Genomic DNA, 15,557 nt, shown 5'->3' on the forward strand with positions numbered 1-15,557 from the left:
TCAGCAAGCTGGACTCCTACGGCCTTCGGCCAGAAGCAAAGGCGCTGTCAACGCCGCAACCTACCCTCGGCCAAAATCACCCCCGCTACCCACCACAACCCGCCTCTGCCCGCAGGGCGTAGGAGCCTGGCTTGCCGGCGATCTGCCGCCAAGCGGCAGCAAAACCGGTGCACGCGGTACGTCTGATACAACCGAGCCGTCCGGTGCCATGGTCGGTGCCCGGCAGGTAAATCGCGCCCAATAAAAAAGGGTCGCGTTCACACGCGACCCTTCTCTTTATGTTATGCAACCAGCTTACAGCCTGGTTACCCGCTGTTTTTCATGCCGTGTTGCTGGCCAAATCAGAACGATTTGCCGGACTTCACACGCTCCAAGTCGCTCTTGACCATCAGGTCACACAGCTGTTCCAGCGTGGTCGTGGCTTCCCAGCCGAGCACACGCTTGGCTTTTTCCGGGTCGCCGATCAGCAGTTCGACTTCGGCGGGACGGTAGAACTTGGGGTTGACCTGAATAACGGTCTTGCCGGTCTTGGTGTCGATGCCGTGCTCGTTGTCTGCGCTGCCTTTCCATTCCAGATTGATGTCGACGGCCTTGAAAGCCATGGACACGAAATCACGAACGGTTTCGGTGCGGTTGGTGGCCAGCACGAAGGTGTCCGGCTCGTCGGCCTGCAGCATGCGCCACATACCTTCGACGTATTCCTTGGCGAAACCCCAGTCGCGCTTGGCGTCCATGTTGCCCAGTTCGAGCACGTCCTGCTGGCCCAGCGAGATGCGGGCAACGGCGTCGGTGATCTTGCGGGTCACGAATTCCTTACCGCGCAGCGGCGATTCGTGGTTGAACAGGATGCCGCTGGAACCGAAGATCCCGTAGGACTCGCGGTAGTTGATGGTCATCCAGTGGGCATACAGCTTGGCCACGCCGTACGGGCTGCGCGGGTAGAAATCGGTGTTTTCGGTCTGCGGGACCTGTTGCACCTTGCCGAACATCTCGGAAGTCGACGCTTGGTAAAAGCGAATCTTCGGATTGACGATGCGGATGGCTTCCAGCAGGTTGACCGCGCCAATGCCGGTGATTTCGGCGGTGGTCACAGGCTGTTCGAAGGACACACCTACGAAGCTCTGGGCGGCCAGGTTGTAGATCTCCGAAGGCTCGGCCTTCTGCAGCAGACGTATGCTGGCGCCCAGGTCGGTCAGGTCGTGCTCGACCAGCTCCAGATTCGGGTGGTTCAACGCGCCGACTTCTTCAAGGCGCCAAAAGTTGACCGAACTGGTACGACGATAGGTGCCGTAAACCTTGTAGCCCTTTTCGAGAAGCAACTGGGTGAGGTAGGCGCCGTCCTGGCCGGTGATGCCCGTAATGATCACTGATTTGCTGGGTGCATTCATTGCTTCGCGTTCCGCTGTGGGACAGAGTCCGTTTTACTGTTGTTACTCAACCAGATGTTCACGCTGTCGACGCTTTCCTCGGAAAGCTTGCCAGCCCAACGATTGAGGATGAACAGGTTCGTGATGAAGTCGTACTGAGTCTTGAGCAGGTCACGACGAGCCTTGAACTCGTTCTGCGTCGCAGTCAGGACATCCACGGCATTCACCACCCCGTAAGAAAACGCCTTGTCTGCCGCAATGCTCGACTGCGCGGCAGAACTGAGGGCGTTTCGATTGGCGCGTATTTTTTCGACACTGGAGTCTGCGGTCAAGTAAGCATTTGTGGTTTCTTTGACAACCTGACGCCGCGTTGCCTCCATTTGCTCCTCTGCGGTGATCTGATCCTGATAAAGACCGCGCACACGCGCAGAGGTGGAACCGCCACTGTAGATTGGAATCTGCACGTTGACGCCCGCCACATAGCTGTCGGTCTTCGGCGCCAGGGCGTTGTTATAGCCTTCGTTGGTATTTTGCGCGCTGAGGTTCAGGCTGATGGAAGGGTAATGTGCGCCCTTACCGCCCCGCAGCGCAGCCTCTGCCGCTTCGACGGCATGTTGGCTGGCGAGCAGCTGAGGGTTGTTGACCGTCGCCAGCTCAACCCAGCTGGCGAGGCTTTCGGCCGAGACCTTCAATTCGACGTCATCGCGAACCCGGCTTAGACGCTCGGTGACCGGACGGCCGATGATTTCCGACAACGCCGCGCGGGTCACGCGAACCTGATTGCGGGCATCGACTTCCTGGGCTGCCAGCGAGTCCACGCGCGCTTGAATATCGAGCTTGTCGGTAATCATCGCCAGCTGTTTGGCGTACAGCGCGTTGACCCGATCCAGGTTTTTCTGGGTGGCGCGCAGTTCGGCCTGCACCAGTTCCAGCTCGTCGTCGGCCGCCAACGCGGCGAAGTAGCGCTGCGCCAGGTCTACCGTTGCTTCGGCCTGGGCTTCCTTGGATTCATCGCCGGCCTGCTTGGCCAGGCTCTTGAACTTCTCGTAGTTCTCCCAGGCAGCCTTGTTGTAGATGTGCTGGCTGAGCTGGATGCCGTAGTTCTCACTGCTGTACGACTGGGTGACCAGTTCGTTTTCCTGGTGGATGCGGTTCTTTCCCGCGGTGATATTCACCTGGGGCAGCAAACCACCGAATGCTTCGCGCTGTTGTTCCTTGCTCGATTGAGCGCGGGAATAGGAAGCCAGGACCCGAGGGTCCTCCAGGCGCGACTCACGATACAGCTGCATCAGGTCAGCGGAATACGTCGTGGCGCTGACGCTGCTCGCCGGCGGCTTGGGCTTGGAGGGTTCAGCGGTTTTCGGCTCAGCGGCCTGGACTTGCAGCGCCAGCATTCCCAACATCAGGCATGGAAACAGACGCACATTCACTCCTCGATCATCGATTGCGAGATGGCGTTGCGGGCAGGCTGCAGCAGGTATTGCAGCATGGTCCGCTCGCCCGTCTTGACCAACACGTCGGCCGGCATACCCACCAGCAGTTTGCGGTCGCCCAGCTTGTGCGCACCGGCTTCGGTCACTTTGACGCGGGCCAGGTAGTAAGGCTGGCCGGTTTTCTCGTTGGTCAGGCGGTCAGCCGAAACGCTGGTGACAACGCCTTCGATGACCGGCGTGGTCGCACTGTTGAAGGCACTGAAACGGATGTCGGCGAATTTGCCGATGGCGACCCGGTTAATGTCCTGCGGCGGCACTTGCGACTCGACCACCAGATCGGATACCGAAGGCACGATGTCCAGCAGCGGCGTGGCCTGGCGTACCACACCACCGACGGTGTGCACGGTCATGCCAATCACCATGCCGTCGTCGGGGGCACGGATGATGATGCGGGTCAGGCGGTCAGCCAGCGCGGCGGTTTTCTCTTGCAGGTCGTAAGCTTTGGTCTGGACTTCTGCCAGTTGCTTGGCGACGTCAGAGTTGAAGTCCTTGTTGATCTGCAGGATCTGCAATTGCGTTTCGTTGATCTGCAGGCGGGTCTTGGTGATGGTCGAACGATGGTCCGCCACTTCCGATTTGAGCATGTCCAGCTTGCGCTGCTGTTCGAGCATGCGTTGCTTGTCGACGAAGCCTTGAGCCAACAGGTCGCGCAGGTCACCGATTTCGCCGGTGTAGGAACTTTCAAGATTGGTTTTGGTGCCAATCATGTCGTCAGTGCCCTTGATCTGCTGGTTGAGCTGACCGATACGCTCCTGCAACACGGAAATCTGCCCCAGACGGGCACCGCGACGGGCATTGAACACTTGAGTCTCGCCAGCCCGGGCCTCGATACCGCGCGGGGTATCGGCTTCGTCCATCGAGCCAAAATTAATCGCCGGCAGGTCGTCGCGCTCGGCCATCAACCGCGCTTCCATCGCGCGGGCGGCAATCAGCTGGTTGTGGTTCATGTCGTATTCGGCGCGCAGTTGCGCGTCGTCGAGAACGATCAGCGGGTCGCCCTTCTTGACGATATCCCCGTCGTGCACCAGCACGTCTTTGACGATCCCGCCTTCCAGATGCTGAACGGTTTTGCGGTAAGCCTGCACGGTCACGACGCCTGGCGCATACACAGCGCCGTCAATGGGGGCGAATGCTGCCCAGCCGCCGAAAATACCGAAGGTGACGAGCAGGATGCCGAAGCCCAGGCGACGGGTCTTTTTGTCCGAAACAGGTAAATCCGAGAAGTTATCGGGTTGAATACTGAGGGTGCGGGTCATCGATATCTTCCTGTCAGGCGCGAACGGGCGCGCCTGTGCCAACCTGGGCTTTTTGTTGAGCGGCGACTTGTTGCTTGTTCAACTCTTCCATCACCTGGTCACGCGGACCGTACATGCTGATACCGCCGGCACTCATGACCAACAGGCGGTCGAGCTGGGACAGAATCGTGGTGCGGTGGGTGATGACGAAGATGGTCGCACCGCTCTGCTTCAATTCCAGAATGGCCGTCGCCAGCGCGCGCTCGCCGACCTCGTCGAGGTTGGAGTTCGGCTCATCGAGCAGGATCAGGCGTGGCGAGCCGTAGATGGCGCGAGCCAGGCCGACACGCTGACGTTGACCGCCGGAGAGGTTGACGCCGTCGCTGCCGATGACGGTGTCGTAACCTTCAGGCAGTTGCAGGATCATTTCGTGAACGCCTGCGGTCTTGGCGGCCTTGACCACCAGTTCAGGGTCGACATCGGCAAAACGTGCGATGTTTTCACTGATGCTGCCTTCGAACAGCTCGATGTCCTGCGGCAGGTAACCCAGGTGCGGGCCCAGCTCGTGCTTGTCCCAGTTGGCGATATCGGCGCCATCGAGGCGAACCACCCCGTGTTGTGGCGCCCAGACGCCCATCAGCGCACGGGCCAGCGTCGATTTACCCGAGGCGCTCGGGCCGATAATGCCAACGACGGCCCCGGCGGGCACGGCGAAGCTGATGCCACGAATGATCGGCGTCTTCGAACCCGGTGCCCCGACGATCAGGTTGTCGACCAGGATATTGCCCTGCGGAACCGGCAGCGACATACGCTCAGGCTCGGCTTTCTGCTTGTCGAGGATGTCGTTAAGACGGTCGTACTGCGAACGTGCGGCAATGAAGCCTTTCCAGCTGCCGATGATCAGGTCGATCGGCGCCAGTGCACGGCCCAGCAGTACGGAACCGGCAATCACCAGCCCCGGGCTGATTTCGTGGTTAACCGCCAGGTAGGCGCCCAGGCCCAGAATCAGGGACTGGATCAGCATGCGGAAGGTCTTGGAGACGGAACTGACGATCCCGCCCTTGTCGCTGGCATGGGATTGCAGCAACAGGACATTGCGCTGACGACGGCTCCAACGCTCGATGAGCGTGTTGAGCATGCCCATCGATTCGATGACTTCGGCGTTACGCAGATTCTTGGTGGTGTACAGCGTCGCGGCGATGTTTTCCTTGTTCGCCTGACCCAGCGCCTTGCCGGTAAAACGCTCGTTGAGGAACGCCAGGATAAGCAAAACGATTGCACTGCCGATCGCCACCCAGCCGTACCAGGGGTGGAACATGAACATCACGGCGACGTAAATCGGCAGCCAAGGGGCGTCGAAGAAGGCGAACAGGCCGTTACCGGTAAGAAACTGGCGCAGGCCGGTCAGGTCATTGAGCGACTGCGCCGAGGCGTCCATACCGCCAGTGCTCAAGGCGCGTTTGAAGCTGGCCTTGTACACATCGCGGCTGAGCATCACATCCAGACGCGTACTGACCCGCACCATGATCCGCGAGCGAATCCACTCCAGCGACCCCATGGTGATAACTAGGACGGTCATGATCAGGGTGAGCATGGTCAGCGTTGTCAGGTTACCGCTCGTCACGACCCGACCGTAGACCTGAAGCATATAAAAGGTAGGCACGAGCATCAGCGCATTGACGAACAAGCTGAAAAAGCCGACCGAAATAAAACTGCTCCTGCAAGATTTCAAGGCAGCCTGCAAGCTGTTTTCGTGTGTGCTGCGCATATTTTGAATGCCGAAATGGGTATCAGGAAAAGCGCGCGAGTGTAACATCGCCAATACCCCTGACAAATGAAAAGGTGTTTAACGCCGTAGGTATCTTCCAGGCGGCTCGTAAGACTATTCAGTGAGCATTGAGCGCACAGGCCGCGTAAATCGCCGACGCAAAGAATTTGCCTGTCCACTGCAAGCCCCCTAGACTCGGCTCCGGCCGTGCCAACGTGGCTTGAACGCGCCTGCTAATCGTCAGAAAACTGGCGTTGATGTCGCCCCGCTCTATCGTTTTCGAGGGGATGGTTTTGGATGATCCTGCAGCCCATGCGATGGACGGCAGGCTCATCTCCGGTCGTCGCTTGACCGCTGAGCGCTGTTCCCAGTGAGGCGCGCTCGCTCAACACCGACAGCCGGTTCGACACTGCCCGGCCTTGTCCAGTGGCAAAACAATTCCTGCTTCGATTGCCGCTAAGGATCAGCATGATCAACTCTTCAAAAATCGCCGTCGTCATCCCCTGCTACAAGGTCAAATCCCACATCCTCGACGTGCTGCACAACATCGGCCAGGAAGTCGACCATATTTACGTGGTGGATGACTGCTGCCCCGATCAGTCAGGCGAGTTCGTGACAGCCAACTGCACAGACCCACGGGTCAAGGTCATCATGTGCCCTGTGAACCAGGGCGTCGGCGGCGCAGTGATGACCGGGTATGAGGCCGCGATTGCCGAGGGTGTCGACATCATCGTCAAGGTTGACGGCGACGGGCAGATGGATCCGGCGCTGATTGCCGATTTCGTGTTGCCGATTGCCAACGGTGAGGCGGATTACACCAAGGGCAACCGTTTCTTCGATCTCGAAGAGATCCGCCAGATGCCCAAGGTGCGGCTGTTGGGCAACGCGGCGCTGTCGTTCATGACCAAGCTGTCGTCAGGCTATTGGGACTTGTTCGACCCGACCAACGGGTTTACCGCGATCCACGCCAACATTGCCTCGCACTTACCGATGAAGAAAATCAGCCACCGGTATTTTTTCGAAACCGACATGCTGTTTCGTTTGAACATCCTGCGCGCGGTCGTGATAGACGTACCAATGGATGCCAAGTACGACGATGAAGTCAGCAACCTGAAGATCTCTAAAATCGTGGGCGAGTTCCTGCTAAAGCACATTCGCAACATGAGCAAACGTGTGTTCTACAACTATTATCTGCGCGACATGTCACTGGCTTCGATCGAACTTCCGGTCGGCGTGCTGCTGGTGCTGGCCGGCGCCCTCTTCGGCCTGAACCACTGGGCGGGCGCGTTAAGCTCCGGCGTTCAAACCACACCCGGCACCGTGATGCTCGCTGCGTTGCCGATCATCGTCGGCACTCAGTTCATTCTGGCGTTCCTGGGGCAGGACATTGCGTCCGTGCCTCGGCGCGTCCTTCATTTGCACAAGAAGAAGAAAGCCTTCTCCCAGAGCCCTAAACCATGATTTATTTCGTTGCGCTGATCTGCGTCCTGGGCATCGCCGCCGGGCAGATCCTGTTCAAACTCAGTGCTACATCGCTGCACAAGACCGGCAACCTGTTCGACCCTTCCACGCTGATGACGCTGTTTTCGGCCTTCGCGCTGTATGGCATCACGACCCTGGCATGGGTCTGGGTCCTGCAGAAGATCGAACTGGGTAAAGTCTATCCGCTGATGGCCCTGGCCTTTGTCATCGTTCCCATCGGCAGCTACTTCGTCTTCGGCGAAAAATTCCAGACCCAGTATTTCGTCGGCGTCGCTGTCATCATCGCCGGGATCATCATCACGGTCAGGGCTTGAACCACCTGCCGGGCTGACACCGCCCTTGCGAACTGCCCCTGCCCGACGCACCGCGCCGGCTGGTTTTGCTGCCGGTTCCCGGCAGATCGTCGGCAAGCCGGACTCCTACGCCTTCGGCAGAAGCGGGCCAGTGTGAACGCGCCTCTGCGGCAGAAAAATCGAATGGCGCTAAAGACACAAACGCTCTGATTCCGCCCGCAAGCACATAACCCAATGACGCCAAAAACTTCAGGCTTTTGATTCGGCCCAAAAGCACATAACCGAATGACGCCCAAAACCTGCGGCTTTTGATTCTGCCCGAAGGGCGTAGGAGCGCAGCTTGCTCGCGATCGGCTGCGCAGCAGTCGTAAACCCTGCCACCCCGGCCTGTCTGACACACCGCGCCGGCTGGTTTTACTGCCGGTCCCCGGCAGATCGTCGGCAAGCCGGACTCCTACGCCTTCGGCAGAAGCGGGCCAGTGTGAACGCGCCTTTGCGCCAGAAAATTGAATGACGCCCAAAACCTGCGGCTTTTGATTCTGCCCAAAGGGCGTAGGAGCGCAGCTTGCTCGCGATCGGCTGCGCAGCAGGCGTAAACCCTGTCACCACGGCCTGCCTGGCACACCGCGCCACCTGGTTTTGCTGCCGGTTCCCGGCAGATCGTCGGCAAGCCGGACTCCTACGCCTTCGGCAGAAGCGGGCCAGTGTGAACGCGCCGCTGCGGCAGAAAATTGAATGGCGCAAAAGACACAACCGCTTTGATTCTGCCCGCAAGCAAATAACCGAATGAAGCCAAAGACCTTAGGCTTTTGATTCGGCCCAAAAGCACATAAACGAATGACGCCCAAAACCTGCGGCTTTTGATTCTGCCCGAAGGGCGTAGGAGCGCAGCTTGCTCGCGATCGGCTGCGCAGCAGTCGTACACCCTGCCACCACGGCCGGCCTGGCACACCGTGCCGGCTGGTTTTGCTGCCGGTCCCCGGCAGATCGTCGGCGAGCCGGACTCCTACGCCTTCGGCAGAAGCGGGCCGGCGTGAATATGCCTCTGCAGCAAGCACATCCGGCCAGGTTCAGAAGCCCAGAGAAACATCGAGCAAATATCCTCCCGCACGCTTCCTTGATCATCTCCTAGCCTTGCTCCTACGTTGATCACCAAGGTGCAAAGGAATGCCGACACTCCCTCCACACGCCCGACAGTTACGCGCTGGTCGGTACTCCGGCACGCATCAAATTTACCTGCTGACGTCGGTTGTACAGAATCGCTACCCCTTATTCACCGACTGGCGACTCGGACGATTGGTGGTGGATGAGTTCAGGTTGGCAGAAGAGCAAGGAGCCGCGCGTTCATACGCATGGGTGGTCATGCCTGACCATTTCCACTGGCTTGTTGAATTGCGCGACAGCACGCTACCGACCCTGATGCGTCGCGCCAAATCACGCAGCGCGCACAGCATTAACCGACGGTTGGGCAAGCGATGCCGGGTCTGGCAGAAGGGCTACCATGACCGTGCACTGCGTTCGGAAGAGGACCTCGTTCACGCCGCACGGTACATAGTTGCCAATCCTTTGCGGGCCGGGTTGGTGTGCAGGATGGGAGACTATCCGCTGTGGGACACAGTGTTTTTGGCCTGACAGAGCCACGTCATCTGCTGTTGAGGCCGGTTCCCGGCAGATGGTCAGCAGGCCGCACGTCTACGCCATCGGCTTCAGCGGTTCGGTGTCTGCCGCCTCCCGCCTTTGGATGCGGACCGCAGGGCGCAGGCGTGCAGCCTGCTGCGATCTGGCGCAACGCCGCAGTAAAGCCGGTACCTGCGATACAACTGACGCCACCGCGTCGTCCGGTTTGCAGAAGCGTCCAGCGGTAAATCCTGCGCAAGCAATGCCCCTCTACGCCGCCCTCACGTCCACGGCGCCGGATCCCCAAACAATCGCCCCTGCACCCCTTTTATTCCCATTTCGGCAATCACCTGATGCTCGCCTTCGGTCTCGACGCGTTCGGCGATCAAGGGCAGGTCGATGCTGTGCGCCGCACGCTGGACCGCCTCTATGAACAGGCGTTTGTGGCTTTCTTCATCGATGGCGCGGATGTAGCTGCCGTCGATCTTCAGATAAGCCAGGCCCAGATGCGCCAGGTTGCCGATCATGCTGAAGCGCCCGCCGAATCGCTGCAGCGCGAGCGTGAAGCCGGCGGCCTGCAAACGACGCGTGAGCTGTTCGAGAACCGCTTGATCGGGCAATTGCTCTTCGCCGATTTCAATGGTCAGTTTGCCGCCGAGCTTGGGATGCTGGCGCAGGGCATCAAACACCTGGTTCAGCACAGCAGGATCGTTGAGGGTAGCGGCCGAGAGGTTTAGCGCCAGCGGCTGGCCGTGGCTGTCGAGGTGCCTGAGCACTTGATGCAGCATCAGCAGATCGAGGCGGCTCGACCAGCCGAAGCGTTCGACCCAGGGCAGGAAGCGGCCTGCGGAAATGGTGTGGCCTTGCTCATGCACGAGCCGCGACAGCGCTTTGTGATGCAGCACCTGGCCGGTATCGTGCGTCGCAACCACCGGCTGGAAGAACAACTCGAAGCTGCCGTGGGTCAGCGCATGATCGAGCACACGATGCCAGGTGTGTTGATCCTCAGTGACTTCGGTGAGCTCGGTGACTTCGCCTTTTTCGACGTAGTTCCAGGTCCGCTCGCCTTGGGTTTCGGCCTGCGATAACGCCTGGTCTGCAAGGCCGAGCAAGGTCAGCGGCGCTTCGCCTGGGGTATACGGGGCCACGCCCATGTGAGCGACCGGCGACACATCGCTGGCGCCCGTTGCGCTCAGGGTTTTCAGGGCTTGCTCCAGATCCTCGGCCAAGGCCAGCGCTTGCTCACGGGCCATGCCCGGCGCCAGCACCGCGAACTCGCCGCCCCGTGAGCGGCTGATGAGATTGCGGGTCTGGGGGTACTTGTCACACTGCTCAAGCAACACCTGCGCCACCGCCACCAACAAGGCATCGGTGCGCTTGCCGCCCAGACGAAGGTTCAGTCCCGCCAGATCGCGCACGCGCAACAACAGCAGATGGCCTGCCCGATGCTCTTCCTGATTGCTGACGTGGGCCTTGAGCTGCATGTCAAAGTAACGCCGGTTGGACAGGCCCGTCAGGCTGTCCTGATACGACTCGATGCGCAGTTTTTCACTGCGCTCGGCGCTTTCCTTGAAGAGCGCCTTGAGCTTCTCGACCATCTGGTTCATCGCCTCCACTACCCGCCGCAACTCCGGCGTACGTGGCAGCTTCGAGAGTGTGAGGAACTCTCGACGAGCGATGGCCTGGGACTGCGCGACCATGTAATCCAAAGGTTTCAACTGGCGACGCAACAGCAATGCGCCAAGAAGGGCGCTCACCACACCACAGACCATCAGCCAGCCCAAGGTGCCAAGCACGCTCTGCCATAGCCGGGTCTGAGTGAACACCGGGTTGCTGACCACCTCGACCCGCGCCGCCGGCTGCCAACCGCGGCTGACGATGGCCTCGGCCCCTGCCGCGTCCAGCCCAATGCAGTCGATGAACCACTGCGGCACTTGTGGGTTGTCCAGCGTCGTGCCGCGCTCGACCATCACCGCGTTGGTCGCCAGATTAACCACGCGGATACGGGTGTAGTACCCACTGTCGAAGATCGACGAGGCCAGCAACTCGACCATCGCCGGGTCGTCGATGTTGGGGGTCAGCGACAGGGCCAGGGACGTGGCGGCATCCTGCGCATGAGACCTCAGCTGATTGATTGACTGTGCACGCGAGCTCTCGAAGCTAACGACGACGCTGCCGGCGAACGCAACCAGCAGCACCAGACAAATACCCATCAACAGCTGTTTCAGCAGAGACATCAGCGCTCCTCATTCTCAGGCTCGGTCGGGAAGCCTTCGGCGGTCATTTTCTTCAGTACGTCCTGCCAGCGGGACAGGCGCTTGGTGTCGCCCACTTTCTTGTTGCCCTGCGCGCCCGGCAACCACAGTCCCTCGGCGTTGAAGGCGTAGACCGGCAGCAGGTCCGGCCGCTCGCTGGCGGGTTTTATGTCGTTGATCAGACTGTCGAGCACCAAGGGTATCGCGGTCGGGCTGGCGTAATAGGTCAGGACCATGTGCGCACGATTCAGGCGCAGCGCCTTGACATAGGTAATCAGCAGCTTCTCGCCGGGCACGCCCAACCGGCGCAGGCTGAAATATTTGGCGATGGCATAGTCTTCACAGTCACCGCCGCCCTTCCACAATGACTGGATCGGCGTCGCCCAATAATCGACCTCGTGCCACAGGTCGATGTCTTCCACGTAACGCATCTGCGTGTTGAAGAACTGGTTGACCCGCGTCAGCTTGTCCATCTCGCTGGCCTGCTTTTCGGTAGCCAGCAACTGCTGCCATGCATCGATCCGTTGCTTGCCGGCGCCCAGCGGCCCATAGAGCGCCTCGGCCCGACGACTGATCAGGGAAAAATCCCAATCGGCGCTCAGATGGCCCGCAACCGCCGTGCACGCCAGCGCAAGCGCCAGAAGGCACCACAATGCTGGGCGCGTGTGAGCTGAACGTACCGCCAATTCGTGGAGTCCATAACGCAAGCGGATAACTGGAAAGCGATGGTGAGGGGTTGATTGGGAAAAGACAATGGCGTCAGCGGTGCACGTCACGCTGCACAGGCGGTTCAATGCACAATCGAGTCGCGATAACGGATATAGCGAAACGATATCGCAGGGTCGCGAAATCGCCAGTACGCGCCCCAAGCGGGCTTGTATACTGAGGCCCCGTCACCTGTGGGGGCGTGACCCTGCATTTTGATCCCGTTTACGCAAAGCGCCGGGGTGCACGCCGCTTGGGAGAGAGTCCGGAGCGCGCAGGCCAGACGCTCTACTGGATGAAGAAAGCGCTGTGCGTTCGAACTTAAATATGGCCTCAAACTCAGACATAATCAGTCACCCCTAAACTCAGACATAATCAGTCACCCCTGTTACCATTCGCGCGCCATTCTCGTGACCCAATCAGAGTCAGCAGAGCCTCGGCGCTTGATTCCTCGCGTCCAAATGGCGGGTTGCAAGTCGAGAAAGCAAATTGCAAATGTGAGAGAAAGCTGTGACCAAAGCGGAATTTTTGAAGAGAGAAATGGCGACCTTCGGCGAAGGTTGGCATGCATGGTATTTGCTGGCGTTGCACGACGTCAAAGGCCGCTACCGACGATCAATCATCGGGCCATTCTGGCTCACACTGACCTCGTTATTGTTCGTCATCGGCCTGGGGCTGGTGTATTCAAGGCTTCTCAATCTAGACCTTAAGGAATACCTGCCTTTTCTGGCCTGCGGCATTATTGCGTGGACATTCATCATCACTTTTGTCAACGAGGGCGCCAGCTCGATCATTAACTCGGGCCACATCATCAAGCAGATAAACATGCCGATCCTTACCCACGTCATGCGTGTGGCGTTCAGGAACGTGCTGATCTTCCTGCACAGCTGGATCATTCTTATCCCGCTTTTGATGTGGTACGGCTACCTGACGGTTTACGGGCTGCTGTGCTCGATCATCGGCATCGTGCTGGTGGTGTTTGTCCTGACACCTCTCGCGGCACTGCTGGGGGTAACCTGCGCACGTTATCGCGACGTCCTGCCGATGATCGCCAGCGCCATGCAGTTACTGTTTTTCGTGACCCCGGTGATGTGGCACCCGCAGCAACTGGCCGGGTTGAGCGCCGTGATTCATTACAACCCATTCGTCTATCTGATCGATCTGATACGCGAGCCCATGCTCAATGGGTATTTCCCGCTCGCTTCTGCCGGGCTGGTGTTTGTGATGGGCGTCGTGTTGTGGGCCGGTGCGCTCACCACGCTGTTTCTCAATCGTAAAAAAATTCCTTATTGGCTTTGACGATGACTTATCTAACCGCAGACCGCGTCACGGTCGATTACCCCATCATGGATGTCTCGCACCGGTCATTCAAAAAAGACGCCCTGTCATGGGTGACAGGTGGACGGATTGGCGAAACGCCCCAGCATCACCTGACCATCCGGGCGCTGGACAACGTGAGCCTGGATATCCAGCCCGGGCAAAAGATCGGCTTGTTGGGACATAACGGCTCAGGCAAAAGTACCTTCCTGAAGGTCATGGCACAGGTGTACTGGCCGACCTTCGGGACACTGAAGTCCTCCGGCAGGATTACCTCCCTGCTGGATCTGACACTGGGCATGGAAGTCGAGGCAACGGGCTACGAGAACATTTACCTGCGTGGGGCGATTCTGGGCGTCAGGCCGGGAGAAATTAAGCAAACGGTCAATGACATTGCCGAGTTTTCCGGCCTTGGCGATTATCTGCGGCTGCCTCTGCGCACGTACTCGTCAGGCATGCTGGTGCGCCTGGGCTTCTCGATTTCGACCGCATTCCCCGCCGACATCATTTTGATGGACGAATGGCTGGGGGTGGGCGACGCCCAGTTTCAGGAGCAGGCCAATACACGCTTGAACGAGATGACCTCCAATGCGTCCATTCTCGTGCTGGCGTCCCACTCTCCGGAGCTAATCAACAGCGTGTGTAACCGCTGCATCAGACTAGAACACGGAAAAATCGTTGAAGACTTTCCTATCGGGTGACCGCCATGAAAATAGCTATCGTTTCATCGTACAAGCTTGAGTGCGGCATTGCCCGATTCTCAGAAGTGCTATACCGCAATTTTGCGCCGTCCAACGATGTAACTGTATTTGAGCTACCGCCGCAGGAACTCAAGAAGAGCTTCGGCGCGACCGATGTAGAGGCTGACCGTTATATTGCCGGGCTGTGCGAACAACTCAAATCGTTCGATGCCGTTTCCATCCAATGCGAATATGGGTTGTTCTCCGACTCGATCGGGCTGTCGATCGCGCGAATCAAGCGGTTGCTCGGTGCCAACCCCAATTCCACGATCACCTTTCATACCGTTTTCAGTAGGTCGGTATCGGCGGAGACGACTTTCCCTTCCGCAGGGCGACTGCTGACGCAACCCCGCTCGTCGCTGATCGAGTATTCGAAAAGCTGGCGTAGCAGCAAGACTGCGCGTTATGAATTGAGTCTGTTCGAGTACATCCGCAAGAACAAGATCAAGGTCATCGTCCATACCGACACCACCAAGCGTGTACTTCAGCATCGATTCAAACTGACCAACGTCCAATGCCATCCGCTTTGCTACACCAGTGAAGCCGAAAAGGCCGGGTTCAGCCATGAACAGTGCCGCGCCGAACTGGTGGACCGCCTGGGGTTCAGTGAGAAAGACAAACTGATCGGCGTATTTGGCTTCTTCGGCGGCTACAAGGGGTTCGATTACGCGATCCAATGCATCGCTCGACTGCCGGAAAACTACAAGCTTCTGATATTCGCAGGCCTGCACCCGACTGCCATCAAGCAGTCCGATACTTCACAGATAGACCAGTTGGTCGGACTGTGCCGCAAGTACAAGGTGCTGGGCCGTACGTTCTTCATGGGCAGCGTTGATGACACGTCGATGTACCGGGCAATCGCCGGTGTGGACTTCTCCTGGCTACCCTATCGAGAAGTCGGTCAGGAAGCGTCTGCCATCTGCAGTGAAGTGGCAGAGCTGTCTCAGCGCATGATCATTTCCAGAAACTTCGCGTTCGTTGACTACATGAAGTTCAACCTGCGAGACGACTATGAGTTTTTCGAGATCGGCAACGTGGAGGAGCTCAGACTCAAGACTGTCCACTATGATGCGTATCATCCGCCGGCCGCTGCTTCGATTCGCGATCACGCGGCCTTGCAGACCAAGTTTTATATTGAGGTATTGAGCAAACAGGCGTCGTAACACGGGTGACAGGCATGGAAGCCGATCACCGCCGGGAGCTGGGCAACGCGTTAATGGGTGAGCAGAGACTTCTTCAGCATTTGAGCTACATTGCTTGCAACAACTGGTGAGCCAGGAAGTAC

General features: G+C 58.8%; 12 protein-coding genes. 6 read left to right on the forward strand and 6 right to left on the reverse strand.

Annotation, left to right across the window (positions count from 1 at the left end; all coding sequences use genetic code 11):
• Window positions 1-341: 341 nt before the first annotated feature.
• The 4 genes from gmd to B3I26_RS15445 are packed head-to-tail and all read right to left on the reverse strand — an operon-like array spanning window position 342 to window position 5,863.
• The gene (gene gmd / locus B3I26_RS15430) at window positions 342-1,388 is read right to left on the reverse strand and encodes a GDP-mannose 4,6-dehydratase (RefSeq protein WP_296258806.1); all 1,047 of its coding nucleotides are present in this window, start codon (window positions 1,386-1,388) and stop codon (window positions 342-344) included.
• Complete coding sequence (locus B3I26_RS15435; RefSeq protein ID WP_409522108.1) at window positions 1,385-2,761, reverse strand: TolC family outer membrane protein; 1,377 nt, start codon at window positions 2,759-2,761, stop codon at window positions 1,385-1,387. The genes gmd and B3I26_RS15435 overlap by 4 nt, the downstream gene beginning before the upstream one ends.
• A 32-nt stretch (window positions 2,762-2,793) precedes the next feature.
• Entirely contained in the window at window positions 2,794-4,116 is a 1,323-nt protein-coding gene (locus tag B3I26_RS15440) for an HlyD family type I secretion periplasmic adaptor subunit (protein WP_296258808.1), read from the reverse strand.
• A 13-nt stretch (window positions 4,117-4,129) separates the two neighbouring features.
• Window positions 4,130-5,863, reverse strand: a complete 1,734-nt coding sequence (locus B3I26_RS15445) for a type I secretion system permease/ATPase (protein WP_296258810.1) — start codon at window positions 5,861-5,863, stop codon at window positions 4,130-4,132.
• 468 nt (window positions 5,864-6,331) lie between these two features.
• Between B3I26_RS15445 and B3I26_RS15450 the strand changes: the two genes are divergently transcribed.
• The 3 genes from B3I26_RS15450 (at window position 6,332) to B3I26_RS15460 (ending at window position 9,270) form a co-directional block, all read left to right on the forward strand.
• Window positions 6,332-7,324, forward strand: coding sequence for a glycosyltransferase family 2 protein (locus B3I26_RS15450; protein ID WP_296258811.1), 993 nt, complete (start codon window positions 6,332-6,334; stop codon window positions 7,322-7,324).
• Entirely contained in the window at window positions 7,321-7,659 is a 339-nt protein-coding gene (locus tag B3I26_RS15455) for a 4-amino-4-deoxy-L-arabinose-phospho-UDP flippase (protein WP_296258813.1), read from the forward strand. The genes B3I26_RS15450 and B3I26_RS15455 overlap by 4 nt, the downstream gene beginning before the upstream one ends.
• Window positions 7,660-8,805: 1,146 nt before the next feature.
• Window positions 8,806-9,270 carry an REP-associated tyrosine transposase gene (locus B3I26_RS15460; protein WP_296258815.1) on the forward strand — a complete coding sequence of 155 codons (465 nt, stop codon included), beginning with the start codon at window positions 8,806-8,808 and terminating at the stop codon, window positions 9,268-9,270.
• Window positions 9,271-9,536: 266 nt separating this feature from the next.
• Here B3I26_RS15460 and lapD read toward each other — a convergent pair whose 3' ends face one another.
• Both lapD and lapG read right to left on the reverse strand, forming a co-directional pair.
• On the reverse strand, window positions 9,537-11,492 hold the full coding sequence (gene lapD, locus B3I26_RS15465; protein WP_296258817.1) for a cyclic di-GMP receptor LapD: 1,956 nt from the start codon (window positions 11,490-11,492) through the stop codon (window positions 9,537-9,539).
• Window positions 11,492-12,196, reverse strand: coding sequence for a cysteine protease LapG (gene lapG / locus B3I26_RS15470; protein WP_409522042.1), 705 nt, complete (start codon window positions 12,194-12,196; stop codon window positions 11,492-11,494). The genes lapD and lapG overlap by 1 nt, the downstream gene beginning before the upstream one ends.
• Window positions 12,197-12,755: 559 nt before the next feature.
• Between lapG and B3I26_RS15475 the strand changes: the two genes are divergently transcribed.
• The 3 genes from B3I26_RS15475 to B3I26_RS15485 are packed head-to-tail and all read left to right on the forward strand — an operon-like array spanning window position 12,756 to window position 15,435.
• On the forward strand, window positions 12,756-13,514 hold the full coding sequence (locus tag B3I26_RS15475) for an ABC transporter permease (RefSeq protein ID WP_296258818.1): 759 nt from the start codon (window positions 12,756-12,758) through the stop codon (window positions 13,512-13,514).
• 2 nt (window positions 13,515-13,516) lie between these two features.
• Window positions 13,517-14,233, forward strand: coding sequence for an ABC transporter ATP-binding protein (locus B3I26_RS15480; protein WP_296258819.1), 717 nt, complete (start codon window positions 13,517-13,519; stop codon window positions 14,231-14,233).
• 5 nt (window positions 14,234-14,238) lie between these two features.
• Window positions 14,239-15,435 carry a hypothetical protein gene (locus tag B3I26_RS15485; protein ID WP_296258820.1) on the forward strand — a complete coding sequence of 399 codons (1,197 nt, stop codon included), beginning with the start codon at window positions 14,239-14,241 and terminating at the stop codon, window positions 15,433-15,435.
• Window positions 15,436-15,557 lie beyond the last annotated feature (122 nt).

This window comes from Pseudomonas sp. UBA5706 (assembly GCF_002419965.1).
Classification (GTDB): Bacteria; Pseudomonadota; Gammaproteobacteria; order Pseudomonadales; family Pseudomonadaceae; genus Aquipseudomonas.

Excerpts from the sequence above, each read along its gene's own strand:
- gmd (WP_296258806.1), bottom strand. The coding sequence starts at position 1,388 with ATGAATGCACCCAGCAAATCAGTGATCATTACGGGCATCACCGGCCAG.
- B3I26_RS15435 (WP_409522108.1), bottom strand. The coding sequence starts at position 2,761 with ATGCTGGCGCTGCAAGTCCAGGCCGCTGAGCCGAAAACCGCTGAACCC.
- B3I26_RS15440 (WP_296258808.1), bottom strand. The coding sequence starts at position 4,116 with ATGACCCGCACCCTCAGTATTCAACCCGATAACTTCTCGGATTTACCT.
- B3I26_RS15445 (WP_296258810.1), bottom strand. The coding sequence starts at position 5,863 with ATGCGCAGCACACACGAAAACAGCTTGCAGGCTGCCTTGAAATCTTGC.
- B3I26_RS15450 (WP_296258811.1), top strand. The coding sequence starts at position 6,332 with ATGATCAACTCTTCAAAAATCGCCGTCGTCATCCCCTGCTACAAGGTC.
- B3I26_RS15455 (WP_296258813.1), top strand. The coding sequence starts at position 7,321 with ATGATTTATTTCGTTGCGCTGATCTGCGTCCTGGGCATCGCCGCCGGG.
- B3I26_RS15460 (WP_296258815.1), top strand. The coding sequence starts at position 8,806 with ATGCCGACACTCCCTCCACACGCCCGACAGTTACGCGCTGGTCGGTAC.
- lapD (WP_296258817.1), bottom strand. The coding sequence starts at position 11,492 with ATGTCTCTGCTGAAACAGCTGTTGATGGGTATTTGTCTGGTGCTGCTG.
- B3I26_RS15475 (WP_296258818.1), top strand. The coding sequence starts at position 12,756 with ATGGCGACCTTCGGCGAAGGTTGGCATGCATGGTATTTGCTGGCGTTG.
- B3I26_RS15480 (WP_296258819.1), top strand. The coding sequence starts at position 13,517 with ATGACTTATCTAACCGCAGACCGCGTCACGGTCGATTACCCCATCATG.
- B3I26_RS15485 (WP_296258820.1), top strand. The coding sequence starts at position 14,239 with ATGAAAATAGCTATCGTTTCATCGTACAAGCTTGAGTGCGGCATTGCC.